23 protein-coding genes are annotated in these 26,043 nt (G+C 65.0%); 7 read left to right on the top strand and 16 right to left on the bottom strand.

Features of this window, described 5'->3' with window-relative positions:
• The first annotated feature begins 308 nt into the window (after positions 1-308).
• From GPA22_RS04790 to GPA22_RS04780, 3 genes are all read left to right on the top strand, one after another.
• A complete protein-coding gene (locus tag GPA22_RS04790; protein WP_169254950.1) occupies positions 309-2,504 on the top strand; it encodes an OsmC domain/YcaO domain-containing protein in 2,196 nt (731 codons plus the stop codon).
• A gap of 704 nt (positions 2,505-3,208) precedes the next feature.
• Positions 3,209-3,754: a mitochondrial import receptor subunit TOM20 gene (locus GPA22_RS04785; RefSeq protein ID WP_169254949.1), complete on the top strand. Its 546-nt coding sequence runs from the start codon at positions 3,209-3,211 to the stop codon at positions 3,752-3,754.
• Between the two features lie 299 nt (positions 3,755-4,053).
• The gene (locus GPA22_RS04780; RefSeq protein WP_169254948.1) at positions 4,054-5,121 is read left to right on the top strand and encodes a nucleoside 2-deoxyribosyltransferase; all 1,068 of its coding nucleotides are present in this window, start codon (positions 4,054-4,056) and stop codon (positions 5,119-5,121) included.
• A gap of 212 nt (positions 5,122-5,333) precedes the next feature.
• Here GPA22_RS04780 and GPA22_RS23025 read toward each other — a convergent pair whose 3' ends face one another.
• Entirely contained in the window at positions 5,334-5,450 is a 117-nt protein-coding gene (locus GPA22_RS23025) for a helix-turn-helix domain-containing protein (RefSeq protein ID WP_343035955.1), read from the bottom strand.
• Between the two features lie 12 nt (positions 5,451-5,462).
• Between GPA22_RS23025 and GPA22_RS23020 the strand changes: the two genes are divergently transcribed.
• A complete protein-coding gene (locus GPA22_RS23020; protein WP_343035954.1) occupies positions 5,463-5,633 on the top strand; it encodes a hypothetical protein in 171 nt (56 codons plus the stop codon).
• A 29-nt stretch (positions 5,634-5,662) separates the two neighbouring features.
• Here GPA22_RS23020 and GPA22_RS04770 read toward each other — a convergent pair whose 3' ends face one another.
• The 7 genes from GPA22_RS04770 to GPA22_RS04740 all read right to left on the bottom strand — a co-directional run bounded on the left by GPA22_RS04770 (position 5,663) and on the right by GPA22_RS04740 (position 16,574).
• On the bottom strand, positions 5,663-6,850 hold the full coding sequence (locus tag GPA22_RS04770; RefSeq protein ID WP_169254947.1) for an ATP-binding protein: 1,188 nt from the start codon (positions 6,848-6,850) through the stop codon (positions 5,663-5,665).
• A gap of 260 nt (positions 6,851-7,110) precedes the next feature.
• On the bottom strand, positions 7,111-8,790 hold the full coding sequence (locus GPA22_RS04765; RefSeq protein ID WP_169254946.1) for a sigma-54-dependent Fis family transcriptional regulator: 1,680 nt from the start codon (positions 8,788-8,790) through the stop codon (positions 7,111-7,113).
• Positions 8,791-8,851: 61 nt separating this feature from the next.
• Positions 8,852-9,877, bottom strand: a complete 1,026-nt coding sequence (locus GPA22_RS04760) for a universal stress protein (RefSeq protein ID WP_169254945.1) — start codon at positions 9,875-9,877, stop codon at positions 8,852-8,854.
• 21 nt (positions 9,878-9,898) lie between these two features.
• Positions 9,899-12,298 (bottom strand): efflux RND transporter permease subunit, encoded by a 2,400-nt coding sequence (locus GPA22_RS04755; protein ID WP_169254944.1) that lies wholly within the window; start codon positions 12,296-12,298, stop codon positions 9,899-9,901.
• On the bottom strand, positions 12,295-13,413 hold the full coding sequence (locus GPA22_RS04750; RefSeq protein ID WP_169254943.1) for a WD40/YVTN/BNR-like repeat-containing protein: 1,119 nt from the start codon (positions 13,411-13,413) through the stop codon (positions 12,295-12,297). The genes GPA22_RS04755 and GPA22_RS04750 overlap by 4 nt, the downstream gene beginning before the upstream one ends.
• Positions 13,414-13,497: 84 nt before the next feature.
• The gene (locus GPA22_RS04745) at positions 13,498-14,850 is read right to left on the bottom strand and encodes a DUF1329 domain-containing protein (RefSeq protein ID WP_169254942.1); all 1,353 of its coding nucleotides are present in this window, start codon (positions 14,848-14,850) and stop codon (positions 13,498-13,500) included.
• Between the two features lie 32 nt (positions 14,851-14,882).
• On the bottom strand, positions 14,883-16,574 hold the full coding sequence (locus GPA22_RS04740; protein ID WP_169254941.1) for a DUF1302 domain-containing protein: 1,692 nt from the start codon (positions 16,572-16,574) through the stop codon (positions 14,883-14,885).
• A gap of 150 nt (positions 16,575-16,724) precedes the next feature.
• Here GPA22_RS04740 and GPA22_RS04735 point away from each other — a divergent pair, with 150 nt between their 5' ends.
• Positions 16,725-17,672, top strand: a complete 948-nt coding sequence (locus GPA22_RS04735) for a LysR family transcriptional regulator (protein WP_169254940.1) — start codon at positions 16,725-16,727, stop codon at positions 17,670-17,672.
• 64 nt (positions 17,673-17,736) lie between these two features.
• Here GPA22_RS04735 and GPA22_RS04730 read toward each other — a convergent pair whose 3' ends face one another.
• From GPA22_RS04730 to GPA22_RS04695, 8 genes are read right to left on the bottom strand one after another with little or no spacing between them, the layout of a single operon-like run.
• A complete protein-coding gene (locus tag GPA22_RS04730; protein WP_269744925.1) occupies positions 17,737-17,955 on the bottom strand; it encodes a 2-hydroxymuconate tautomerase in 219 nt (72 codons plus the stop codon).
• Entirely contained in the window at positions 17,952-18,740 is a 789-nt protein-coding gene (gene dmpH, locus GPA22_RS04725; protein WP_169254939.1) for a 2-oxo-3-hexenedioate decarboxylase, read from the bottom strand. Before dmpH ends, GPA22_RS04730 begins: the two co-directional genes overlap by 4 nt.
• A complete protein-coding gene (dmpG, locus tag GPA22_RS04720; protein WP_169254938.1) occupies positions 18,737-19,774 on the bottom strand; it encodes a 4-hydroxy-2-oxovalerate aldolase in 1,038 nt (345 codons plus the stop codon). The genes dmpH and dmpG overlap by 4 nt, the downstream gene beginning before the upstream one ends.
• Positions 19,775-19,786: 12 nt before the next feature.
• Positions 19,787-20,710: an acetaldehyde dehydrogenase (acetylating) gene (locus GPA22_RS04715; RefSeq protein WP_169254937.1), complete on the bottom strand. Its 924-nt coding sequence runs from the start codon at positions 20,708-20,710 to the stop codon at positions 19,787-19,789.
• A gap of 32 nt (positions 20,711-20,742) precedes the next feature.
• Positions 20,743-21,525, bottom strand: coding sequence for a 2-oxopent-4-enoate hydratase (dmpE, locus tag GPA22_RS04710; RefSeq protein ID WP_169254936.1), 783 nt, complete (start codon positions 21,523-21,525; stop codon positions 20,743-20,745).
• 1 nt (position 21,526) lies between these two features.
• A complete protein-coding gene (locus GPA22_RS04705; RefSeq protein ID WP_169254935.1) occupies positions 21,527-22,387 on the bottom strand; it encodes an alpha/beta fold hydrolase in 861 nt (286 codons plus the stop codon).
• 10 nt (positions 22,388-22,397) lie between these two features.
• Positions 22,398-23,852: a 2-hydroxymuconic semialdehyde dehydrogenase gene (locus GPA22_RS04700; protein ID WP_169254934.1), complete on the bottom strand. Its 1,455-nt coding sequence runs from the start codon at positions 23,850-23,852 to the stop codon at positions 22,398-22,400.
• A gap of 12 nt (positions 23,853-23,864) precedes the next feature.
• Positions 23,865-24,299, bottom strand: a complete 435-nt coding sequence (locus GPA22_RS04695; protein ID WP_169254933.1) for a GlcG/HbpS family heme-binding protein — start codon at positions 24,297-24,299, stop codon at positions 23,865-23,867.
• Positions 24,300-24,450: 151 nt separating this feature from the next.
• On the opposite strand from GPA22_RS04695, the gene GPA22_RS04690 reads away from it, so the two are divergent.
• A complete protein-coding gene (locus GPA22_RS04690; RefSeq protein ID WP_169254932.1) occupies positions 24,451-25,170 on the top strand; it encodes an FCD domain-containing protein in 720 nt (239 codons plus the stop codon).
• 58 nt (positions 25,171-25,228) lie between these two features.
• Positions 25,229-26,041 carry a helix-turn-helix domain-containing protein gene (locus tag GPA22_RS04685; protein ID WP_169254931.1) on the top strand — a complete coding sequence of 271 codons (813 nt, stop codon included), beginning with the start codon at positions 25,229-25,231 and terminating at the stop codon, positions 26,039-26,041.
• Positions 26,042-26,043 lie beyond the last annotated feature (2 nt).

Raw genomic sequence — 26,043 nt, 5'->3', positions numbered from 1 at the left:
CCGTCCGTCCGTCGCCTGAGCATAGGTACGGCCGGCGCGTTATCGGCTTACAACCCCGCAAGCAATTAGGCGATATCAGATTGAGCGCTGCACGGACACTCCCTCCCCTTCAAGGGGAGGGCTGGGGTGGGGATGGGTTAGGCGGACGTCGCAGAAACCCATCCCCCTCCTAACCTCCCCCTTGAAGGGGGAGGAACACCGTGCCTCGGCAGACTTCATATGTTTGATTGCCGGATTAATAGCTGACTGCCACCGGTGGGTCGGCGATAATGGCGGCCAACTTTTTGCACGCCATTTCAGGATTCCGCATGGAAATCAAGGTCAATTTTCTCGACAAGCTTCGTCTTGAGGCCAAGTTCGATGACTTCACGGTAATCGCCGACCAGCCTATCCGCTACAAGGGCGATGGCTCGGCGCCGGGGCCGTTCGATTACTTTCTGGCTTCGTCGGCCTTGTGTGCGGCTTACTTCGTAAAGTTGTACTGCGACACCCGCAATATCCCGACCGAAAACATCCGCCTGTCGCAGAACAATATTGTCGATCCTGAAAACCGCTACCAGCAGACTTTCAAGATCCAGGTCGAGCTGCCGCCGGACATCTCCGAAAAAGACCGCCAAGGCATCCTGCGCTCCATCGAGCGTTGCACGGTGAAAAAGGTCGTGCAAACCGGGCCCGAGTTCGTGATCGAGGAAGTCGAAAACCTGGATGCCGACGCCCAGGCCTTGCTGACGTTGAACCCGGCGTCGGAAACGAGCACCTATATCGCCGGCAAGGATCTGCCGCTGGAGCAGACCATCGCCAATATGTCCGGAGTATTGGCCGGCCTCGGCATGAAGATCGAGATCGCTTCGTGGCGCAATCTGGTGCCCAACGTGTGGTCACTGCATATCCGCGATGCGCACTCGCCGATGTGTTTCACCAATGGGAAAGGCGCGACCAAGGAAAGCGCACTGGCCTCGGCCCTGGGCGAATTCATCGAGCGGATGAATTGCAATCATTTCTACAACGACCAGTTCTGGGGCGAAGACATCGCCAACGCGCCCTTCGTGCATTACCCCGATGAGCGCTGGTTCAAGCCCGGCCGCAAGGATGCGCTGCCGCGTGAAATACTCGACGACTACTGCCTGCAGATCTACAACGCCGATGGCGAGCTCCGTGGCTCGCATCTGTACGACACCAACTCCGGCAATGTAGAGCGCGGCATCTGCACGCTGCCCTATGTGCGCCAGTCCGACGGCGAGGTGGTGTATTTCCCGACCAACCTGATCGACAACCTGTTCCTCAGCAATGGCATGAGTGCCGGCAACACGCTGGCCGAAGCGCAGGTGCAATGCCTGTCGGAAATTTTCGAACGGGCAGTCAAACGCAAGATTCTCGAAGGCGAAATCGCCCTGCCCGATGTGCCGCACGAAGTGCTGGCGAAATATCCCGGCATTCTGGCCGGCATCGAGGAGCTGGAAAAGCAGGGCTTTCCGGTGCTGGTGAAGGATGCGTCGCTGGGCGGCGAGTTCCCGGTGATGTGCGTCACCCTGATGAACCCGCGTACCGGCGGGGTGTTTGCATCATTCGGGGCGCACCCGAGCCTGGAGGTGGCGCTGGAACGCAGCCTGACGGAGTTGCTGCAGGGTCGCAGTTTTGAAGGCCTGAACGATCTGCCGCCGCCCACCTTTGAAAGCAACGCCGTCACCGAGCCGAACAACTTCGTCGAACACTTCATCGATTCCAGCGGCCTGGTGTCGTGGCGCTTCTTCAGCGCCAAAGCCGATCACGATTTTGTCGAGTGGGATTTCTCCGGCCACGGTGAAAATTCCAATGCCGACGAAGCCGCGACCTTGCTCGGCATTCTCGAAGGCATGGGCAAGGAAGTGTACATGGCGGTGTATGACCAGCTCGGCGCAACGGCCTGCCGCATATTGGTACCGGGCTATTCGGAAATCTACCCGATCGAGGATCTGATCTGGGATAACACCAACAAAGCGCTGCAGTTCCGCGCCGATATCCTGAACCTGCACCGCCTCGACGATGCCGGCCTGGAAGCACTGCTCGAACGTCTGGAAGACAGCCAACTCGACGACTACACCGACATCATCACCTTGATCGGCGTCGAGTTTGACGAGAATACGGAATGGGGTCAGCTGACGATTCTGGAGTTGAAGCTGCTGATTAACCTCGCCCTGCAGCAATTTGAAGCGGCGAAAGAGCTGGTGGAAGCCTACCTGCAGTACAACGAAAACACGGTCGAGCGCGGATTGTTCTATCAGGCCTTGAACGTGGTGCTGGAGGTGCTGCTGGACGACGACCTGGAACTGGACGATTACGTGGTCAATTTCCGCCGGATGTTTGGCAACCCGCGGATGGACGCCGTGCTGGGGTCAGTGGACGGCAGCGTGCGCTTTTTCGGCTTGACGCCAACGAGCATGAAACTGGAAGGCCTCGACAGGCACCAGCGCCTGATCGACAGCTACAAGAAACTGCACAGGGCGCGGGTCAAGGTGGCGGCTTGATCGAGTGATGATCGGGCGTGGCCGACGGAAGGCGTCGAAAGAACCTGTACGGTAAGCACGCACGCGAAGACCTGACGGGCCGGTGACGGGGACGAAAGCTGAACTCGTGCACCCGGCCAGGCTTGGACAGTCGAACATGCCTCCTGATAGCAGGCGTTGCTCCCTGCTCACCGCGGCGGTTCGAGCGCACCTTTGTCATCTGACCGTGCCGTCTGCACTTTCAGAATCGTGCGGTGTATGATTAGTGTATAAGTCCGAGCACTCACGAAAAGGAGCATGAAATCAATGCTCCTTGGCGATTCGGATTATGGCTTACACGGCATTTCAGCGCATATACATCACATCTGTCGTCTACAACACGTTCCCACAGATATACCGCACTCGGCTGAGCTCAAATGTTCTAGCATGTCAAATGTATATTTATACAGCGTGTAAAATATGCTAATTCACGAGACATGCCACTGCAAGCCACCTCACTTCCCGCCGCGCCGTATCCTGGAGAACTGATCGTCGAAGCGGACAGGCCGGGCTTCGCCCGCTCTGCCGCTTAACTTGCTAGTTGAAGCCGACTTCATGCCATCCCCAGAACGATGAGTAGCTTCGCGACCCTCTCAGCGCCGCAATGGCCCCTGGCTCCTCTTGTCGGAACCGATCGCACCGCAATGCTCCTGAGAGGGAACCCCTTCGAAGGTATCGTTTACAGCATGCTGGTGAACCTTGATCTGCTTCGAGCCATTGCGCAGCCTGCGCCCAACGGTCAGCCTGGTCATAGGGTGTCCGCGCAGTTCCGCGCGGACAAGAACGCCGTCGACCTGTTCTTCAATTCCTCGAGTGGCTATCGTGCCCAGTACCTCCAAGACGTGCACTTGGGAGACAAGGCCAACCGGTTTACCATCGAAGCATTGGAGCCTGCTCTCTACGAAGCGATTCGCCTTGTGCCGAACAACGACAAGCTTCTCCAAATATTTGAGGCTTCTCTCGCGCATCCTTGGGCTAAGGTCTGGATTCACCAAGGCCCATGGCTGCTCTGGTCCAAGCGTATCGAGCGTGTGCTCATTGTGCCGTCATGGCAGGCGGAACTCGGTTCGCAGGACAAGCGTCGCCGTAAGCTTGCCCGTTGGGGCGCCCTCGCTCCCGAGGAGACACGCTTCATACTCAAAGGCGGCTATGTGGACTCAGGAACACTCCTGATGAGTGGTAAGTCTGCCGAGACTCGCCGCCAGGAGATCCATTGCCTTGGGTTTACGTAGGTCTAAAAAGGAAACAAAGGGACGCCCACTTTGTTTGCCATGCCTAATTGGTTTCAGCAAATCGAGACGATCCAGTTACGTTAGTTAAAATTGACTGGAACAAAGGCTTTCGATGGAGACAAAAATGAGTGATTTCGAGCAACCTCTAACCGACTTCGAGAGACAGACTTTGCATTGGCTGAGAGAGATTGCAAAAGGAATTGGTTGGATAATTGGCATTTTGATTCTTATTCTCGGCATGCTGATTTTTCTCTCACTATAAGCCACCATTACAGACCGCCTCTTCCCCAGGAGTCCTAATGAATAATTTGCCGACTGCGTTTGTATTAATGCCATTTGCTACCGAGTTTGATGAGATATACGACTATCTAATTCGGGGTTCGCTAGCTGAAGCGGGTTTCCGTGTGGTGCGCGCGGATGACATGTTAAATCAGCGCAATATTATTGAGGATATTGTCCAAGCAATTACGCAGAGCGATCTAGTGGTCGCTGATCTATCAACGGCGAATCCAAACGTCTACTATGAACTTGGGCTGGCGCATGCGTTTGGGAAGCCGGTTGTCCTACTAGCTCAAGACATAGATGAAGTGCCGTTCGACCTTCGCTCCTATCGGGTTCTTACCTACTCGATGCATTTTTCACGGATGAATCAAGCACGTGAGGAGCTTTCCAAACTTGCGAAGGAGGCGCGTCTAGGCAACGTGCAGTTCGGAAGCCCAGTTTCCGATTTTGCCACTCTCCACAATCGCCAAGGTCAATCACTTTCACTCATCGGCAACGCTTCACCGCAACAAAAGCGGGATGAGCGGGGAATATTGGATTTTCAGGCCGACCTTGAGGAAAGCTTCGAGATAGTTTCAGAAGTCATAGGCGAGGTGGGAGCCAGGCTCGAAAGGCTGACACCGGACATTCAGACCACTGGCGAGCAATTGCTGAATCAGCCCAATGCGGGGGTAAAGAAACAGCGCGCTACAGTCCGCTCTCTCGCCACACAGCTCGACGAGTACGCGACTTGGCTCCATGAAGCTAACGGACGATACCGCGCATCTCTCGCACGGATTGGGGAGAGTCTCAACGCGTTGCTGAGCGGAGAGTTTGAAATCAACGACTCCTCACGGGACGAGTTACAGGCCTTTGTGACTGTTATTGGGCAAGTTGAAAGCAACGCTCAGAGTGGACGAGAAGGATTCGCCGGACTGGTTGCAACAATGGACAGCTTGCCCCGCATTGAAAAGGAGTTCAATCGCGCAAAACAAAGCCTTTCGACCGAACTAAAGGAGTTGATTAACAATGTCGATCAGACCATTTCTGTGTTGGCGAGAGCTAGAAATGCTGCGGGACGTTTTCTTGCGGCTGATGACAAATAAGTTGAAATCTAACTTCCGGTCAACCTGACAACCGAAAGCGGGGTTCTCTTCGAACGACCAGCCTCGCGCGGTTGCAGGTTACCTGCACGTTGAATATCGGCTTTGCCTTGGGTCATCGGGCCGCTTCGGGCCGCTTCGGGTCGATACCACCAGCTCGACAAACCCGCGACCTGCCGTTCGACGGCACCGCGCGCCGTGCGGCGGCTCCGCAACTACTCAGCCGCGTTGGCATCCTGCTTCAACCGATAGGCAAGCTGCCGCCGCGTGATCCCGAGCAGCCGCGCCGCATGCGTCAGGTTGCCGTTCGCGCGCCGGACGGCGAGTTCCACGAGGCGGCGCTCGTGGGCGTCGAGGTCGAAGCCTTCGTCGAGCAAGGCTTCGTACAGGCGCCCGCGGTTCGATTCGGCGAGGTCGGCGACGAAGCCCTCGCGGCCGATTTCGGCGCCGTGCTGGTTGCCCGGAGCGCCGGAGGCGAAGAGGTGTTCGAGCTCGATCTGGCCGCCGGCGATTGACCTAGCCCAGTATGAGAATGTCGCCCCGACTAGCGCCAGTCATTCCCCGGCATTATCCGCTTCATGAACTCATCAAACATTGGCACGGTGAAGGCCGTGTCACCGTGATTCGGACTCCATACCATGCCCTTGGCAATTAGGGAGCTTCGCGTCGGCGCAAGCGAAGACACGGCCGAGTTGAAGCAGGCCGCGATATCGCCTGATCGATGAGGGCCTGGCCCCAACTCCGCCATGGCGCGAAGATATTTTTTCTCTTTGGGTGTAAGCCGGTCGAATCGTACCCGAAAGAAACTCTCATCCAGAGCAGCTACGGCCGTAACAGAAGCGACATCTACAGCGTCAACATCAATCGGTGATACCTGCGCCGCCCGCCAAGTGTGACTGCCCCACTGCTGAAGAAAATAGGCATAGCCTTGGGTGACTCGCAGTATTTGGTCCAGAGCTGGGTCGGTAATACCGACTCCCTCATTGGCGATAGGCTTCTCGACGGCGAATCGTGCCGCTGCCGGCGGTAGAGGGCCGATAGCAGGAAAGTCAAACAACCTTTCCGCGTACGACTTGGCGTTGCCCATTCGTCCCCTTAATTGGGGCAAGCCGGCGCCAACCAGCACAACCGGCAATTGCCTCTGCTCGGTGCGATGCATGGCGGTAATCAGTGCAGCCAACTGTGGCTCCTCGACATACTGCAGCTCGTCGATGAAAATCGCCAACGCCGTGTTTGCTGACTTTGCCGCCAAACCAACCTGCTCGAAAAGAGCTTGAAGGTCATGTTCGAGATCACCGTTGTCCGCCAATCCAGGCTCGGGATCGTAATCAAGGCCAACCTCGATGTCGCCGAAAGTGACCTTAAGTTTGCTGGCGAAGCCGGCTAGTGCCCGCAGCCCGCGCACTGCATAGTCTTTAGCAGCCGCTATCTGGCTCAAGCGCAAGAGCGCTTGGCGCAGCTGTGGCGCAAGTAGGGCTGGAAGAGACCGTCCTTCAGGTGCTTCGACCCGGACAGTATGGATGCCAGCGGCTTCGGCATCTTCTCGTACGCGGTCCAGAAGTACTGTCTTACCGACACCGCGCAGGCCGACTAACATGGCGCTCTTCGCGGGGCGCCCGATACGAGCACGCTCAAGCGCAATGCGCAGAGACTCTCGCAGCTCATCACGGCCGGCAAGCTCCGGCGGCGGAGTGCCGGCACCTGGGGAAAAGGGATTACGGATAGGGTCCATGCCCGAGAGGTTATATAAAAATTTGCAAAGTTACAAGAAACAGATAACTTTTCAAATTTCACTATAAATCATCGCGCGCCTCTGTCTTTGAGCTCCGGCCGGCAAAGATTCCAGAGGCCCCGGGCGGACGGCAACTCACACTCCTCGCCGACGTTTACGGCGCTCAGCGGAACTGACAGTTTTGGGTCGCTACCACCAGTTCAGCGAACCGGGGACCTGCCGTTCGACGGTACTGCGCGCCTTGCGGCGGCTTACCGCAACTACTCAGCCGCGTTGGCATCCTGCTTCAACCGATAGGCAAGCTGCCGCCGCGTGATCCCGAGCAAGCGCGCCGCATGCGTCAGGTTGCCGTTCGCGCGGCGGACGGCGAGTTCCACGAGGCGGCGCTCGTGGGCGTCGAGGTCGAAGCCTTCGTCGAGCAAGGCTTCGTACAGGCGCCCGCGGTTCGATTCGACGATATCGGCAACGAAGCCCTCGCGACCGATCTCGGCGCCGTGCTGGTTGCCCGGAGCGCCGGCCGCGAAGAGGTGTTCCAGTTCGATCTGGCCGCCGGGCTCGGCGAGGAGCACGCCGCGTTCGATCAGGTTTTCCAGTTCGCGTACGTTTCCCGGCCAGTCGTGGGCGAGCAGCGCCTGCATGGCGCGGTCGGTGATGCCTTCGATTTTCTTGTGGTAGGTGGGCGCGATCTTGTCGACCAGCGCAGTGGCGAGCAGCTGGATGTCCGCCTTGCGCTCGCGCAGCGGCGGGATGGTGACAGGGTAGGTCGCGAGGCGGTAGTACAGGTCTGCGCGGAAGCGGCCTTCCGCGATGGCCTGCTGGAGGTTGACGTTGGTCGCCGCGACGAGGCGGACGTTCACCTTGCGCGTCTGGTCGTCGCCGAGGCGTTCGATCTCGCCGGTCTGCAGCACGCGCAGGAGCTTGACCTGGGCGGCGGGTGAGAGGTCGCCGACCTCGTCGAGGAACAGCGTGCCGCCGTTGGCGCGCTCGAAACGGCCTGGGCGGGAATGCTGGGCGCCGGTGTAGGCGCCCTTCTGCACGCCGAAGAGTTCGGATTCGATCAGGTCGTGCGGGATCGCGGCGCAGTTGATGGCGACGAAGGGCTGGTCGGCGCGGTCGCTGTGGTCGTGCAGCCAGCGCGCGAACATCTCCTTGCCGGCACCGGTCTCGCCGAGCAGGAGCACGCTGATCGGGCTCTTGGCGGCCTTGTTGAGGAGGTCGAAGGCGCTGCGGAAGGCCGGCGAGTTGCCGACGAGCTGGCCGCCCGGCCCCTGCTGCGCGGACAGCGTGGCCTTGAGCTCGCGCACGTCTTCCTGCAGCTGGCGCAGCTTGCATTCCACGTTGTCGGGACGGAAGTAGTCGAGGTAGTCGTCGTCGAACTTCCAGTCCTCGGCGGGTTTGCCGACGATGAGGCAGCGCGGGTCGCCCTTGCCGGTGCATTCGACTTCGCGGAAGACGATGAAGCGCTTGAGGAAGTAGCTCGAATAGCCGGATGCGTAACCGACGAGGCTCCAGCACGCGACGTCGTCACCGACGCCGAAGTGCTGGACGTGGGATTCGGCCTCCCAGGAGTTCTCCCACAAGACCTCGCCGCAGAAGGTGCCCTGCTCACAGTCGATCTTGGCGTCGAGAATGGTCGGTTTGACGAGCCCTTCGAAGGCGTGCAGCTCGGGGCCGATCTGGAAGGCGTTGTAGGCGTTGAGCTGGTTCGAGAGCTTGCCGGCGAGTTCGGCGTCGTGACGGCCGGAGGCGAAGCCCATGCGCAGCAGCAGCCCCTTTGCCCGTTTCGCCCCGAGCGAATCGAAGAGTTCCTTGCGCAGCGCGCCGAAGGCCTGCGCGTGGAACATCAGCATGCGGTTCTCGCCGAGCCAGATTTGGCCGCTGTCGACGTTGAACCGCAGCCGCGAGCGCAGGTTGAACTGCTCGATCAGCTTCTCGTGCATCCGCTTGTCTCTCCTCGCCGGGGCGCCGTACGTGCGGCGCCCTACTTGTAATAACCGACGTTCAATTATCGCTCGAAGCGATCATGTTCATCAGTTTTACGAAGAGTTTCCTGAGACTTTCGTCGTATTCGCCCCCCACGCGGAAGTCGCCGTTGATGCGGAAGGCGTGTTCGATCGCGCGCCAGTCCTCGTCGCTGAGGTGCTTGCGCGCGGCAGGCAGGATCTGCTCCTCCTCGGTGTTCAGGTGCCGCCACTGCGCCTCGACGAAGGCGTCGATGAGCTGGGCGAGTTCGCCGACGTGTTCGGCCTGCTGCCGGCAGCGTTCCACCGCCGCCTCGACGGCCGCGATCTGCGCGGCCCCCTCTTCGTGCTCGCGGCGCAGGGCGGCGAGTACGTCGTCGGCCTCATGGGTGCGTGCGGCGAGCTTCGCGAACAGGAACTGATCCTCCTTCGGGTGATGCAGGACTTCGGGGAAGGCCTTCAGGTAGTGCAGCAGGCCGGCGATGAAGTCGAGGTCGGGCGTCTCGTCGCGCTCGCTGGCCTGCCGCATCACGTCGCGCAGGCCAGCGAGCACCGACGCGATGGAGCGGTGTTCGTCGCGGATGATGCCGATCGCCGCCGTCGCCGCGTCGTCCGCGGCGTTGCGTTCGACGCTGGCGACGAGCACCGGCAGGCGGGCGTGCGCGAGCACCTTCTGCGTCTGCGATCCGGGCACCAGCGTGCGCAGGCCGCGCAGGCCATGCGAGGCCATGAAGATGAGGTCGCAGCCGCGCTCTTCGGCGACCTGCAGGATCAGTTCCCACGGCCGGCGGCCGGTGCGCACGACCGTGTCGCATGGCAGGTCGTGCTGCCCCGCAGCTGCGCGCGCCTTGGCGAGGATCGCGCCGGCGTCGCCGGCGGCCTGCTCAGCGAAGTCCTGCGGCGCGAGGGTGCGCAGCAGCGCGCCCTCGTCGGTGCCGCCGAGGTCGTCGCGGGCAGTGAAGAAGGTGACGCGCGCGCCAAGCGATCGGGCGAAATCGACGGCCTGGGTGACTAGGTTGGTCGCGAGTTCCGAGCCGTCGAGCGGCACCAGCAGATGACGGTACATGTTGTGTCTCTCCGAATCTCGTCAGATCGCGACCGTCTTCTTCGGACGCAGCAGGAAATGGCCCAGCGCGGGGAGCAGGATCAGGGCGCCGAGCATGTTCCACACGAACATGAAGGCGAGGAGGATGCCCATGTCGGCCTGGAACTTGATCGGCGAGAAGGCCCAGATGGCGACCGCGATGCCGAGGGTGATGCCGGTGAGCACGACAACCTTGCCGGTGAAGAGCAGCGCCTTGTAGTACGCCTCCGACAGGCTCATGCCGTTCTTGAGCTGGGCGAGCGTGACGGTCATGACGTAGAGCGCGTAGTCGACGCCGATGCCCACCCCGAGCGCGATCACGGGCAGCGTCGCGACCTTGACGCCGATGTTGAGCCCGACCATCAGCGCTTCACACAGCACCGAGGTGAGCATCAGCGGCAACACCGCACAGATCACCGCGCGCCAGGAGCGGAAGGTGACGAAGGCGAGGATGATGACTGCGCCATAGACGAGGAACAGCATCTCTACGTTGGCCTTCTTCACGACGATGTTGGTCGCCGCCTCGATGCCGGCGTTGCCGGCGGCGTTGAGGAAGCGGATCTCCTCGCTGCCGTGATTGGCGGCGAAGGCCTCGACCGCCTGCACGACGCTGGTCAGCGTGTCGGCCTTGTGGTCCTTGAGGTACACGTAGACGGTCGTCAGGTCGCAGTTCTGGTTGAAGAGTTCGCGCGGCGCGCGGGTGATGATGGCGTTGAGCATGTCCTGCGAGCGCGGGACCTCGAACCACTTGAGGCTGCCTTCGTTCATGCCGGCGTGCGACACCTTGGCGAGGCCCGCGAGCGAGCTCGTCGCCTCGACGCCGGGCAGCTGCTGCAGCTCGCGTTCGAGCGCATCGACCGACATCAGGGTGTCGTAGTGCGCGCAGGCGTATTGCGGCGTCTTCACCATCACGATGTACACGTCGCTGCTCGCGGCGTAGTTGGCAACCATGAAGGCGTTGTCGCGGTTGTAGCGCGAGTCGGCGCGCAGCTCCGGCGCTCCCGGGGCGGTGTCGCCGATCTTGAGCTGGAAGCTGATCGCGAGCCCCGCGAGGCCCATGACGACGCCCGCCGCGACGGCGATGCCCGCCCACTTGCGCTGGGTGAAGAGGTCGAGGAAGGCCCAGAACGGATGCTTCGCGTGCGCGGCGTCGTTCGCTTCCATCGTCTCGGCGCTCAGGCTGCGCGCGGCGGCGGCGGGGCTCACGCCGGTGTAGGACAGCAGGATCGGCAGCAGCACGAGGTTGGTGAAGATCAGCACGGCGACGCCGATGCTCGCGGTGACGGCGAGGTCCTGGATGACCTGGATGTCGATCACCATCAGCACCGCGAAGCCCACCGCGTCGGCCAGCAGCGCGGTGACGCCGGCGAGGAAGAGGCGGCGGAAGGTGTAGCGCGCGGCGACCAGCTTGTGCGTGCCGCGGCCGATGTCCTGCATGATGCCGTTCATCTTCTGCGCGCCGTGGCTCATGCCGATGGCGAAGACGAGGAAAGGCACCAGCACCGAGTACGGGTCGAGCTCATAGCCGAGCGTCGGCAGCAGGCCCAGCAGCCACACGACCGCGATCATCGAGCACAGCACGACCAGCAGCGTGCTGCGCAGGCAGCGCGTGTACCAGTAGAGCACCGCGGTGCAGATGCCGATCGCGATGGCGAAGAAGATGATCACCTGTTGCAGGCCGGCGATCAGGTCGCCGACGACCTTCGCGAAGCCGGTGACGTGGACGCCGACGCGATCGCTCTCGTACTTTGCGCGCAGCTCCTCGATGCGCGCCGACAGTTTGGCGTAGTCGATGCGCTCGCCGGTCTCGGCGACCTTGTCCTGCAGCGGCACGAGCACGATGCTGGACTTGTAGTTCGCCGCGACGAGCTGGCCGATCTCGCCCGAGCGTTCGACGTTGAGCCGCACCTGTTCGAGGCTGCCGGGCGAAGCGTCGTAGTCGTCCGGGATCACCGGGCCGCCGTCGAGCCCCTCCTCCGTCACGCCGGTCCAGCGCACCGCCGGGGTCCACAGCGACTTCATGTAGGGGCGATCGACGCCGGGCAGCAGGAAGAGCTCGTCGTTGATCTTGCGCACGGTGTCGAGGTAGTCGGGGTCGAAGATCGTGCCGTCCTTCGCTTCCACCGCGATGCGCAGCGTGTTGCCCATGCCGGCGAGCTGCTTGCGGTTGTCGAGGAAGTTCGCGATGTAGGGATGCCCGGTCGGGATCATCTTCTCGAAGGCCGCGTTCAGCGACAGCCCGCGCGCCTGAAAGCCGAGCACGAGGGTCGCGGCGAGGCACAGCAGGACGATCACGAGGCGGTTGTTGAACAGCAGGCGTTCGCCGAGCGAACCCGAGCGCGAGTCGAAGTCGGCGAGGTCGGGGACGACGACGCCAGCGGAAAGCGCGTGCGCGTGGCTCATTTCTTCAGTTCCGAGAGAAGGAGGTCCGGCTCGACGCGGGTCAGGCCGCGCGGACCGGAGAGGATCAGGGCGCCGTCGGCAGCCTGGACGAAGCCGGTCAAGCCGGCGGCGGGCGGCACGGCGAGCGCGCTCACGCTGTGGCCGTCGTCGGTGCTGCGCAGCAGGCGGCCGCTCTCGTCGCCCAGCAGCAGGGAACCGTCCTTGAGCGGATGCCCGGCCGCGATCGTGACCGGCTGGCCGGTATCGACCCGTTCCCAGTTCGCGCCGCCGTCCGTGCTGCGCCATGCGTTGCCGCGCAGGCCGAACGCGATCACGGCGTCGCTGCGCGTGCGCAGGACGCCGAAGTAGGTGCCCGCGTACGGGGTGCGCACTTCGGCGAAGCTCGCGCCGCCGTCCGTCGAGCGGAACAGCGCGCCCTGCTCGCCCGACACCAGCAGCAGCGCGCCGTCGCCGCCCACCTGGTAGAGATGCTTGCCGCGCGGGTTCGGGATGCGGCCCATCAGCGAGTGCCAGCTCTTGCCGCCGTCGGTGGTGGCGAGCGCGAGGCCGTAGGCGCCCACGACCCAGCCGCGTCGGGCATCGGCGAAGTGCACGCCCAGCAGGGGCTTGTCCGGACCGTCGGCGACGAGCGATTCGGCCTCCCGAACGCGCCGCGCGGCCTGTTCGCCGGCCTGTTCGCCGGCCTGCGCCTGCGCGTCGTCGAGGACGAGCTGCGCCGCCTGCTTGCCGTCGAGCTGGCGTTCCCAGCTTTCGCCGCCGTCGGCGGTGTGCAGCACGACGCCGCTGTGCCCCACCGCCCAGCCGAGCTGCGGCGTGGGGAAATGGACGTCGGTCAGCGCGACGCTGACGGGAACGCGCGCGGCCTGCCGCCAGCTGCGGCCGTGATCGTCGGACAGCAGCACGGTGCCGCGCTCACCGACCGCGACGAGGCGTTCGCCGGCGCGCGTCACCGCGAGTTGCAGGGAGCGGATCGCGCGCGCATTGACGGCCGCCGGCAGCTCGAGCAGGTCGGCCACCGGGGCCGCCGCCACGGGCACGCTGAAAGTCAGTACGGCAGCCAGGAGCGCGGTGATAGGCACCACGCTGCGGCCGGACGAAAGAAGTAGGCGCATCATCGGGACTCGGATCGAAGACAGGAAAAGCGGGCCCCGACCCGGCCGGGAGGAGAAACCGGGATCGGGTCCGCAACCGGACAGGCGTCAGCGCACGCCTTCGGCGGCGACCGCGTCGCCGGTGAAGTAGGTTTCCTGCTTGCGCGGGACGACCTTGAAGTCCTCGCCGTTGAGCGCCTGGATCACGCTCATCGTGCCGGCCTGCAGGTTGAACACGGTCGCGGTCTTCATCAGCGTCGCCGGCACCGACGGGACGACGAAGGGCGTGACTTGCGTGGTGCGCCACAGCTTGCCTTCGGCGTCGTAGCCGTCGACCAGCGCGATCAGCCAGGTGTCCTCGTCGAGGTAGTAGCGGCGCTTGGGCACGGCATGGCGCTTGCCCGAGGCGACGCTCGCCTCGACGACCCACACGCGGTGGCGTTCCCAACGCACCTGGTCCGGGTTCAGGTGGTACTTGGCGATCGCGTCGTCCAGCTTCGCGCCGACGAAACCGTTGTTGTTGTAAGGGATCAGCAGCTCCTGCTTGCCGACGAGCTTCCACTGGAAGCGGTCGAGCGAGCCGAAGAAGCCCTGTACTTCGTCGAAATAGTTCGCGCCCGACGCGACGAAGTCCGGCGTGTCGTACGAGACGGTGGGCGCGCGGCGCACGCGGCGCTGCCCGACCAGATACTGCCAGGCCTGGCGCCCGACCTTCTGGTCGATGCTGTCGCGGATCACCAGCGATTCGCCGGCCTTGAACGGGGGCTCCAGCGTGTTGAAGCGCAGGAGCGCGTACTCGCCCGACCAGCTCTCCGGCGTGGCGTCGTCATAGTACTGCGGGTACTGGAACGAGATCTCGTTGCGCGTCGCCAGCGTGTGCGTGCCGTCCGCGTTGCCGACGATGTTCTTGAAGCGGTACTCGATCGACGGCGCCTCGACGCGCATCAGGTAGTTCCACATCACCTCGACGCCTTCCTTCGGAATCGGGAAGGGCGTGCCGCCGACGCAGCCTTCGAGCGAGTAGCCGCCCTCCTTCAGCTTGCAGCGCGTCGCGTTCTTCGCGACGTTGTCATAGACCTTCTGCGGCGCGGCGGCCGTGCGGTGGGTCGGGTAGACATCGAGCCGGAAGCTCTCGGGATACTTCTGCAGCAGCGCCTTGGTGCCTTCCGACAGCAGCGCGTCGTACTGGGCCATGTTCTTCGCATTGACCTGGAACGCGGGCTTCTCGCCGGCGAAGATCTCGAGCGGGATGTCGCCCATCTTCTTGCCCGCCAGCGCCTTCGTCTGGCCGCCTTCCCAGGACGGGATGCTGCCGTCCTTGTTGGCGGCCTTCTCCGCGCCCAGCGGCGTGAGCGTGCTCTTGAGCTTCGCCGCCTCGTCGGCGCTCACCGCCGCGGATGCGCCGTGAGTGCCGAGCAGCGCTGCGGCAACGGCTGCCGAAAGAATGAATTGCTTGTGCATGATCGTCTCCTCGTCTTATTGAATGCCGGAAATCAGAACGTCCGCTGGATCGACAGCGAGACGAAGTCGCGGTCGCCGTGGAAGTTGTCGTACGAGAGCTGGGGCACGGCGGTGTTGTAGCGGATGATCGAGCCGGGCGAGCCGATGTAATGCGTGTAGTTGACGCTCGCCTGCCAGGTCTTCTGGTACTCGCCCTTCACGCCGATGCTGACGTTGCCGCCATGCTCGGCCGGGAACAGCGCGCCGTTCACCGACGAGCGCCCGGAGAGGCCGTAGGCCACGCCGATCGGCACCTGCAGATCGAGGCCCGGCAGGACCTGGAAATACTCGGGCTGGAAGATGAACTGGAGCGCCGAGGCATCGCGCGTCGCGCGCGGATCGAGCTGGCTGGCGTTGTCGGTGATCTTCAAGCGGCGGTTGAACGCGAATTCGCCGATGAAGGACGCGCCGTCCCACAACGAGTTGCCCGCCAGCACGCTGATCGCCGAGAGGTTCAGGTGCATCGTCCGGCCGACCGGGAACGCGGCATCGCGGTCGCCGTCGGCGGTGGTGTTGCCCGGCAGGATCACGGTGTTGCCGCTCGCGACGAGCGGCATGTTGTCGCGGAACGAGAGCTCACCGGCGACGTTGGTCTCGCCGACCAGCGTGCTGAAGCTCGCGCCGACGGTGCGGATGTTCTCCGCAAAGACCTGCACGTAGTCGCCGATGCTGCCGTTGCGCGGATTCACACCCGGGCGCAGGTAGAACTGCGGCATCTTGTCGTGCCATTGCGCGGCATACACGCCGTACTCGGTATCGCCGGCCTTGAATTTCAGCTGCAGGCCGCCCTGCCCCGAGTCCTTCGCGTCGATGTCCTTGCCGCGATGCACGAAGGCGCCCGGCCCGAGGATCACGGTCTCGCCGCCTTCGTCGACGAAGTCCGCGAAGCTGAAGTAGGAGCCCGCCGCCGGCAGGCGCGTCTTGCGCCATTCGGCCTGATAGTAGGCACCGATCGAGAAGCTCGGACTGAGCTGCAGCTGCGCGGCGACCTGCCCGATCGGTCGCAGGATCTCCTTGAACTGCGAGTTCGGCACCGACAGCGCCTTGATCAGGTCGAGCGAGGTCTGCGCGGCAGCGATGCCGTTGCTGCCGAAGAACAGGCTCTCGCCGTAGAGCTGGGTGAAGCGGCCGGCCTTGAGGTTCAGGTTCGTGTCGCCGGGCGTGAGGTTGGTCCACACGAAGGCATCGAGGAACTCGGCCTTGCGGCCGTGCAGGTCGCGCGTGTCGTCGGTGAATTCGTCGAACTTCGCCGAACGCGAATTCACCAGTGCCCCCCCGAGCGCACCGGGGTTGTCGTTGTGGCGGTTATAGACCTCGTCGTACCAGGCCGCGCCGCTGACGCGGAAGCCGAAGTCGCGCTTGTAGCGGAAGTCGAACTCGGACAGCAGGTCGATGCGGTTCGAGATCAGGCCGCGATCGAAGTTGAGGTCGCCGTCGTTGGTGTTCGCCTGCACGCCCAGCGAGTTGTCCGCGACCTTCGAATTCGCATCGCGCACGCGCCATGCGGCGCTGTACTTGACGGTATTGTCCCACGTCATCCGGATGTCCGGATTGCCGCTGTCGATCTGGAACGCCAGCGCCCCTTGCGCAGCCGAAAGGGCTGCCAGCGCACCGACGACCGCACCGGCGATCTTCTTCCTGCGGATAGCCGCGACGCCGCATTGCGCGGTCTTCTTGATCCCCATGTCTTCCTCCTTGAACGATGACCTTGATGGTTCTTGTGTAGGCAGGAAGTTATCGGGGCCGGGAATTACCGTCCAATACCATTAATTGGCAACCTCCATACCTTCAAGGTATTGTGTTGCCGACCTTCCACTTACCCATCCGGGGAATACATGGACCTCCGACACCTTCGTTACTTCATCGCCGTGGCCGAGGAGGAAAACATCGGCCGCGCCGCCGCACGGCTGCACATCTCGCAGCCGCCGCTCACGCGGCAGATCCAGCAACTGGAGGAAGAATTGGGCGTGCGCCTGTTCACCCGCACGCCCAGGGGGATGGAACTCACCCAGGCGGGAGAACTGTTCCTGGAGGAAGCGCGCAACATCCGCTCCGTCGTCGAGCAGGCGACGGAACGCACCCAGCGCGCAGGTCAGGGGAAGCTCGGGCGGCTCGACATCGCGATCTTCGGCTCAGGCATCCTCGGCATCATCCCCAGGCTCCTGCTCGCCTTCCGCACCGCCTATCCCGAAGTGAAGATCGTGTTGCACACGATGACCAAGGCGGAACAGATCGAGGCCCTGCGCCAGCGACGTATCACGCTGGGCTTCAACCGCATGCTCGCGCCCCTGCCCGACCTCGCGACCGAACTCGTCGCGACCGAGCAACTGCTGGTCGCGATCAACGAAAGCCACCCGCTCGCCCGCGAGGAGTCGGTGTCTTTCCCCATGCTTGCCGAGCATCCGATGGTGCTGTTCCCGACCGGCGCGCGCCCCAACTTTATCGACAAGGTGATGCGGCTGTGCGAGGAAGCCGGCTTCGTGCCCCAGGTGTCTCAGGAAGTCGGCGACGCGGTCACCGGGGTCGCGCTGGTGGCGGGCGGCTTCGGCATCTGCCTCGTGCCCGAATCAGTCACCGCGCTGACCCTGCCCGGCGTCGTCTTCCGCCCCCTGCACGACACCCCGCCCAACTGCCGCATCGACCTGAGCTGCCTTTATCGCGCCGACGATCAGTCGCCGATCCTTACGGAATTCCTGGAGACCGTACGCGCATTCCACGGGGCTCACGTTGCCGGGCATTCGCCCGGAATCCAGACGGAAACCGTTTGGGACGCGGGAATCTGAGAATGACGGGCGAGGTGGATCTTCGGGTTGGCGAAGATCCACTCCTCGCCGCGGCGCCGGCGCGTCAGCGCCCGAGGTCTTTCGCGGTCTGTCCGGCAATGCCCCAGTTGGTCTTGGGCACGTCCTGGATCCACACGCGCACGTTCTCCTTCGGCGCGCCGACGGCCTCGACGAGGGCCTGGGTGACCTTCTCGATCACCGCGCGCTTCTGCTCCTCGCTGCGTCCTTCCACGAGGTAGATCTGGGCGAATGGCATTTGCTGTCTCCTTCTGCTGTCGTTCAGGCGAAACGCACGGACACCGAACCCAGGTCCTGCACGCGCAGCGTCACCGCGTCGCCGGGCTGCACGGCGACGGCCTCGGTGATGCCGCCCGAGAGGATCAGCGTGCCGGCGGGGATTTCCTCGCCCTTCTCGCCGAGCATGTTCGCGAGCATCGCGATCGCCGCGGCGGGATGGCCGAGCACCGCGGCGCCGGCACCGAAGGCCACCGGCTCGCCGTTCTTCTCCAGCACCACGCCCAGCGTGCGCAGGTCGAGCGCGGCGACGTCGCCCATGCGCCCGCCGACGACGAAGCGCGAGGACGAGCAGTTGTCGGCGACCACGCTCTTGAGGTCGAACTTGAAGTCGCGGTAGCGGCTGTCGATGATCTCGATCGCCGGGATCACGAAGTCGGTCGCCGCGAGCACCGCGCCGATGTGGCAGCCGGGGCCGCTCAGCGGCGCCTTGGTGACGAAGGCGATCTCGGGCTCGACCTTGGGGTGGATGAGCTTCGCGCTGTCGACCTCGCCGCCGTCGGGCACCGCGAAGTAGTCGGCGAGGAAGCCGAACACCGGCGTGTCGACGCCCATCTGCTTCATCTTCGCGTGCGAGGTCAGCCCCGCCTTCAGGCCGACGATGCGCGCGCCGCGCGCGAGCTTGCGGCGCTTGATCTCGTCCTGGATCGCGTAGGCGTCGTCCCAGTCCATGTCCGGGTGGTCGTCGGTGATCTTGGTCGTGTCGCGCGCCTCGAGCTCGCAGCCCTCCAGCCGCTCCGCGAGCCGCTCGATGATTTCGCGGTCGAGCTTCATGCCGCCACCTCCTGCTGCCGGGCCTTCGCCAGCGTCATTGCGGTGTCCTCGATCATGTCCTCCTGCCCGCCGACCATGCCGCGGCGACCCATCTCGACGAGGATCTCGCGCGCCGGCACGCCGTACTTCTTCTCGGCACGCTTGGCGAAGAGCAGGAAGGAGCCATACACGCCGGCATAGCCGAGCGTGAGCGCATCGCGGTCGATGCGGATCGGGAAGTCCATGACCGGCACGACGAGGTCTTCGGCGACGTCCTGGATCGCGAACACGTCGACGCCGGTCTCGATGCCCATCAGCTCGCACACCGCGACGAGCACTTCCATCGGCGTGTTGCCCGCGCCCGCGCCGAGGCCCGCCGCGGCCGCGTCGATGCGGTTGGCGCCCGCCTCGATCGCCGCGATCGAGTTCGCCACGCCCATCGCGAGGTTGTGGTGGCCGTGGAAGCCCAGCTCCGTTTCCGGCTTCAGCGCCGCGCGCACCGCGCCGATGCGCGCCTTCACCGTGTCGGGCAGCAGATGCCCGGCCGAGTCGGTGATGTAGATGCAGTTCGCGCCGTAGGACTCCATCAGCTTCGCCTGCGTGACGAGCCCTTCGGGGCTGTTCATGTGCGCCATCATCAGGAAGCCGACGGTGTCCATGCCGAGTTTGCGCGCCGCGCCGATGTGCTGCTCGGACACGTCCGCCTCGGTGCAGTGGGTCGCGACGCGGATCGTCGCCACGCCCAGATCGTACGCCATCTGCAGGTGATCGACGGTGCCGATGCCGGGCAGCAGCAGCGCCGACACCTTGGCCTGCTTCATCAGCGGGATCACCGTCGACAGGTATTCCTCGTCGGTGTGCGCGGGAAAGCCGTAGTTCACCGAGCTGCCGCCGAGGCCGTCGCCGTGCGTGACCTCGATCAGCGGCACGCCCGCTGCGTCGAGCCCGCAGGCGATGGTCTTCATCTGTTCGAGCGTCATCAGATGACGCTTGGGGTGCATGCCGTCCCGCAGGGTCATGTCGTGGACGGTGATTTTCTTGCCGCGAAGGTTCATGTTGGTCTCCGGTCAGGCGGCCACGGCGGCGCGCGGTTCGAGGGTGAGGCGCCCGGCGAGGATCTCCTCGGCGAACATCTCGGCGGTGCGCGCGGCGGCGGCGGTCATGATGTCGAGGTTGCCGGCGTACTTCGGCAGGTAGTCGCCCAGTCCTTCCACTTCGAGGAAGACCGACACGCGCTTGCCGTCGAAGACGGGGCCGTTGACGAGCCGGTAGCCCGGCACGTACTTCTGCACTTCCGCGATCATCGCGTGGATGGACGCCGTGATCGCCGCCTGGTCCGGCTCGGACTCGGTGAGGCAGTGCACGGTGTCGCGCATGATGAGCGGCGGCTCGGCGGGGTTGATGATGATGATGGCCTTGCCCCGCTTCGCGCCGCCGACGCGCTCGACCGCACCGGAGGTGGTGCGCGTGAACTCGTCGATGTTCTTGCGCGTGCCGGGGCCGACCGAGCGGCTGGAGACCGTCGCGACGATCTCGCCGTAGGCCACCGTCTGCACGCGCGACACCGCCGCGACCATCGGGATCGTCGCCTGGCCGCCGCAGGTGACCATGTTCACGTTCATCTCGCCTTGCCCGACATGGTCCTTGAGATTGACCGGCGGCACGCAGTAGGGGCCGATTGCCGCGGGCGTGAGGTCGATCATCAGCACGCCCAGTTCGTTCAGCTTGCGGCTGTTCTCGGCATGCACGTAGGCGCTGGTCGCGTCGAACGCAATCTGGATGTTGTCCGCAACCACGTGCGGCAGCAGGCCGTCGACACCCTCGGCGGTGGTCTTCAGGCCCATCTCGCGCGCGCGCACCAGGCCGTCGGAGGCGGGGTCGATGCCGACCATCCACACCGGCTCCAGCACCGGGCTGCGCATCAGCTTCGCCAGCAGGTCGGTGCCGATGTTGCCGGGACCGATCAGGGCGCATCGGATCTTCTTGCTCATGTTGTCTCTTCCTTCTCTCTGGGGGCGGGGGTTCAGACGAAGCGCACCGAGCAGCCGCCGATGCCGCCGATCGTCACGCGCAGGTTGTCGCCGGCCTTCACCGGCACCATCGCCGCGAGCGAGCCGGACAGGATCACTTCGCCGGCCTTGAGCGGGATGTCGAGGCTGCCGAGGGTGTTGGCGAGCCATGCGACGGCATTCGCCGGGGCGCCGAGCGCCGCCGCGCCGGCGCCGGTGGCGACGATCTCGCCGTTCTTTTCCAGCACCATGCCGCAGGTGTTGAGATCGACGCGGCGCGGGTCGACGAGGCGGTCGCCGAGCACGAACACGCCACACGAGGCGTTGTCGGCGACGGTGTCCTGGACCTTGATCTTCCAGTCGCGGATGCGCGAATCGACGATCTCGAAGCAGGTCATCACGCCTTCGGTCGCGGCGAGCACGTCGGCCGCGGTCACGCCCGGGCCCTTCAGGTCGCGCTTCAGCACGAAGGCGATCTCGCCTTCGGCCTTGGGCTGGATCAGCGTGTCGGCGGCGATCGCCTCGCCCTCGTTGTACAGCATGCCGTCGAGCAGCATGCCGAAGTCGGGCTGGTACACGCCCAGCATGTTCATGACGGCGCGGCTGGTGACGCCGATCTTCTTGCCGACGATGCGCTCGCCGGCTTCGAGCCGCCGCGCGATCATGCGCTGCTGCACGCGGTAGGCGTCCTCGATGGTGATGTCGGGATGGCGCTCGGTGAGCGGCGCGAGCGTCTCGCGCTTCACCAGCGCCTGGTGGAGTTCGTCGCCGAGTCGTTCGATCAGTCGTGGGTCCATGTCAGTCTCGGATCAGGGGTTGGGGTTCGTCGGCGCCCGCCTCGGCGAGGAAGTCGCCGACCAGGCGGGCGAAGCGGGCGGCGTGCTCGATCTGCGTCCAGTGCCCGCAGCGGCCATACACGTGCAGCTGCGCGCGCGGGATCCAGTCCGCCAGCGTCAGCGAATTGGCGAGCGGGATGATGCGGTCCTCGCGACCGTGGATCACCAGCGTCTCGTGCGGCAGCGCGCGGATGTCGGCCTCGCGGCTCGCCATCGCGTCGACCCAGCGCTGGCGCGGGGCCGGGAACATCGCCGCGAACGACTCCTGGAAGCCGGGGCGGATGCTCGCCTCGTAGCGCAGCCGCGCGAGCTCGTCGTTCACCAGCGCGCGGTCCCACGCGAAGAGGTCGAGCAGCGCGCGCATGTTGTCGAGCGCGGGCGTATAGCCCCACACCGCGTCGAGCCCCGGGGTGATCGCGAAGGGCACGCCGACGCTGCCCATCAGCACCAGCCGGCGCACACGCCGCGGATGGCGGATCGCAAGCGCCAGCGCCAGCGCGCCGCCGAAGGAGTTGCCGACGAGGTCGGTGCGCTCGATGTCGAGCGCATCGAGCACGCCCACCGCCTGCGCGACCCACGCGTCGAGCTCGTAGCGCTGCCCCGCGGGGCGCTCGCTGAAGCCGAAGCCGACCATGTCGGGCGCGATCACGCGCGCCCGCTCGGCGAGCATCGGCATCACGAGCCGCCAGTTGGCCCACGCCGACACGCCCGGGCCGGAGCCGTGGATCATCAGCAGCGGATGGCCGGCGCCGAGATCGTGGTAATTCGTGCGGATGCCGGCAGCGGCGACGCTGCGCGCGATCTCCGGGGAAGTGTCGCTCATCGCCGCGCGCTCACAGCTTGATGCACACGTTCTTGAGCTCGGTGTAGAACTCGAGCGAATGCACCCCGCCCTCGCGGCCGATGCCCGACTGCTTGGCGCCGCCGAAGGGGGTGCGCAGGTCGCGCAGGAACCACGAGTTCACCCACACCAGGCCGGCCTCGATCCGCCCGGCGACGCGGTGCGCACGGGCGAGGTCCTTCGTCCACACCGAGCAGGCGAGGCCGTAGTCGGTGTCGTTGGCGCGGCCGATCACCTCGTCCTCGGCGTCGAAGGGCTGGATCAGCGTGCACGGGCCGAAGATCTCCTCGCGCGCGATCGGCGAGTCGTCGCCGAGCCCGGTCCAGATCGTCGGCTCGACCCACGCGCCGTGCGCGAGTTCGCCCGGCATCGCCGGCGCACCACCGCCGGTGACGACCGTCGCGCCGAGCTCCTTCGCCTTCGCGTAGTAGCCCAGCACCTTGTCGCGATGCTCCTGCGAGATCAGCGGCCCCATGCCGGTCGCCTCGTCCTCGGGCACGCCCAGCCTAAGGCTTTCGGCGCCGGTCTTCAGCGCGGCGACGAAGCGCTCGAAAATCGGCCGCTCGACATACACGCGCTCGGTGCCGAGGCAGACCTGGCCACAGTTGACGAACACCGAGCGCATCGTGCCTTCGATCGCGGCGTCGAAGTCGCAGTCGGCGAACACGATCGCCGCGTTCTTGCCGCCCATCTCGAGCGACACCGGGCGCGCGCCGTCCGCCGCGGCCTTCATGATCGCCGCGCCGGTGCGCGTCTCGCCGGTGAAGGTGATCGCGTTCACCTGCGGGTGCGTGGTCACGAACTCGCCTGCCGAACCGGGGCCGAAGCCATGCACGACGTTGTAGACGCCCTTCGGGATGCCGACCTCGTTCATCACCTCGCCCAGCAGCGTCGCGGTCTGCGGCGTCTCCTCGGAGGGCTTCACGACCACCGTGTTGCCGCACGCGAGCGCCGGACCGACTTTCCACGTCATCAGCAGCAGCGGCAGGTTCCACGGGCAGATCACGCCGACGACGCCGACCGGCCGGCGCACCGCGTAGTTCAGCGCGCCGCGACCGTCGGGCGTCGCGGTCTCGAAGAACTCGGTCGGCACGCTCTTCACGACGTCGGCGAACACCTTGAAGTTCGCCGCGCCGCGCGGGATGTCGATGTGGCGCGCGAGGCTCGCCGGCTTGCCGGTATCGGCGCATTCGGCGGCGAGGAACTCGTCGAAGCGGCGGTTGATGCCGTCGGCGAGCGCGTTGAGCCGCTCGACGCGCTCGGCCACCGTCATGCGCCCCCACGGGCCGTTGAGCGCCGCATGCGCGGCGGCGACCGCCGCATCGACTTCACGCTTGCCCGCCTCATGCACCGCGGCGATGACGCGGTTGTCGAGCGGCGAACGCTTGTCGAAGGTCCGCTCGGTGGCGACGAACTCGCCGTTGATGAAGTTGTGGATCTGTTTCATCGAATGCCTCCGCTAGTCCTGGATGTCGGCGCCGATCGCCGCAAGCCCTGCGCGCGCACATGCGCCGTCCTGTTCTTCCGAGGCACCGGACACGCCGATGCCGCCAATCAGTTCGCCGGCCACGCGGATCGGCAGCCCGCCGCCGAACACCACCAGGCGCGGCCGCGCCGAGAAACCGAGCTTCATGCCTTCGTTGCCGGCGACCACGTCCATCCACTGGCCGGTCGGGAAACCGAAACCGGCGGCCGTGTAGGCCTTGTCGATCGCGATGTCGATCGACTGGGGGAAGGCGCCGGGCATGCGCAGGAAGGCGACGAGGTTGCCTGCCGCATCGGCGACGCCGACGTTCACCCGCAGGCCGAGCGCTTCGGCATGGCGCACCGCGGCCGCGACGGCCGCGTGGGCGGCTTCCCAGGACACGGTGGATTGCGGGACTGCGACTTTCATCGGTGGCTCTCCTGCGAGCGATGTTGCGGCGTCGGATTCAAGATAATTCCTCTCAATCTCGACGTCAACACAAAATCTCGATATTTTTTCGCTGCGCGGAAGAAGCGAGTCGGCTAGAATTTCCCTACACATCCTTGAACTTCCGGCTGCCATGATCGACGCCACCGTTTCCGACCCCCTCGAGGCCGACGAGCCCAAGACCCTCGTCGAGGCCGCCTACAAGCGGCTGCGGCGCGACATCATCGAGGGCATGCACCCGCCGGGCGAGAAGCTGCGCGTCGAGCACCTGAAGGAGCAGTACGACGTCGGCGCCGGCACGCTGCGCGAGGCGCTGCTGCTGCTCGTCACCGACGCGCTGGTGGTCGGCCAGGGGCAGCGCGGCTTCCGCGTCGCGCCGATCTCGCTGGCCGACTTCGAGGACATCACGCGCACCCGCGTGCTGCTCGAGACCGAGGCGCTGCGGCAGGCGATCGCGCGCGGCAACGAGGAATGGGAAGCGGGTCTCGTCGGCGCCTTCCATCGCCTGTCGCGCGCCGAGCAGAAGCTCGCCGAGCACGACCCCGGCGCCACCGAGGACTGGGAGAAGCGCAACCGCGCCTTCCACGAGGCGCTGATCGCTGCCTGCCCGTCGCGCTGGATCCGCCACTTCCAGCACATCCTCTACCAGCAGTCGGAGCGCTACCGGCGCATCAGTCTGTTCCGCCAGCCGATCCCGCGCGACATCCATGCGGAGCACCAGGCGCTCGTCGACGCGACGCTCGCGCGCGACGCGACGCGCGCGACCTCGATCCTGTCCGAACACATCCTGCGCACCCTCGACGCCGTGAAGCAGATGCCGCAGGACTTCTTCGCGCGCGGCAAGCGCCCCTGAGCGCGCGACGCCGCGCCGACGCGGCACGCGCCCTGCCGTCCGCACCCGGGACCGAAGGATGAAATCGATACGCGCACTCGAACGCGGACTCGAAGTGCTGCAGCTGCTGCGACAGAGCGAAGGCCGCTCGCTGCAGCAGCTGCACGACTCGACCGGGTTGCCGAAACCCACCCTGCTGCGCATCCTGCACACGCTGGAGCAGGCCGGCATCGCGTGGCGCGCGATCTACGACGGGCTGTGGCGGCGTGCCATCGCGCTGCCGGCCGCACAGCGCCCGCCCGAGGCGACGCAGCGCCTGGCCGAGCTCGCCGCCCCGCACCTGGCCGCGCTGCAGCGCAAGGCGCTGTGGCCGTCCGACCTGCTGGTCTACAAGGACTACATGATGGAGCTCGCCGAGAGCTCGCGGCGCCTGTCGGGCCTGTCGATGAACCCGCGCTACCACCTCGGCTACCGCGTGGACCTCTTCCTGTCGGCCCCGGGGCGCGCCTGGCTCGCGTTCTGCACGCAGGCGCAGCGCGACGACGTGATGACGCATTACCGCGCCCATCCGCCGGAGAACCCGCGCAGCGCGATCGTGCTGCGCCGTGAAATCGACGCGATCCTCGACGAGACGCAGCGCCAGGGTTATGCCGTGCGCGACGCGATCTTCGGCGGCGGCGTCGAGGACATCAGCGAGTTCGACGACGGGCTCGACGCGATCGCAGTACCCATCCTTGCCGCCGACGGCGTGCAGGGCTGCATCAACATGATCTGGCCGCGCCGCTACTGCCTGCGCGCCAAGGTCGTCGAGGCGCACCTCGGCGACCTGCAGGCCACCGCCGCCGCGATCGCCGCGGCGCGCGACGCCGCAGCGCCCGTCGCGGCCGGCTAGCC

This window comes from Aromatoleum toluvorans, assembly GCF_012910905.1.
Taxonomy (GTDB): domain Bacteria; phylum Pseudomonadota; class Gammaproteobacteria; order Burkholderiales; family Rhodocyclaceae; genus Aromatoleum; species Aromatoleum toluvorans.
This window is presented reverse-complemented; position numbering and strand designations above follow the sequence as displayed.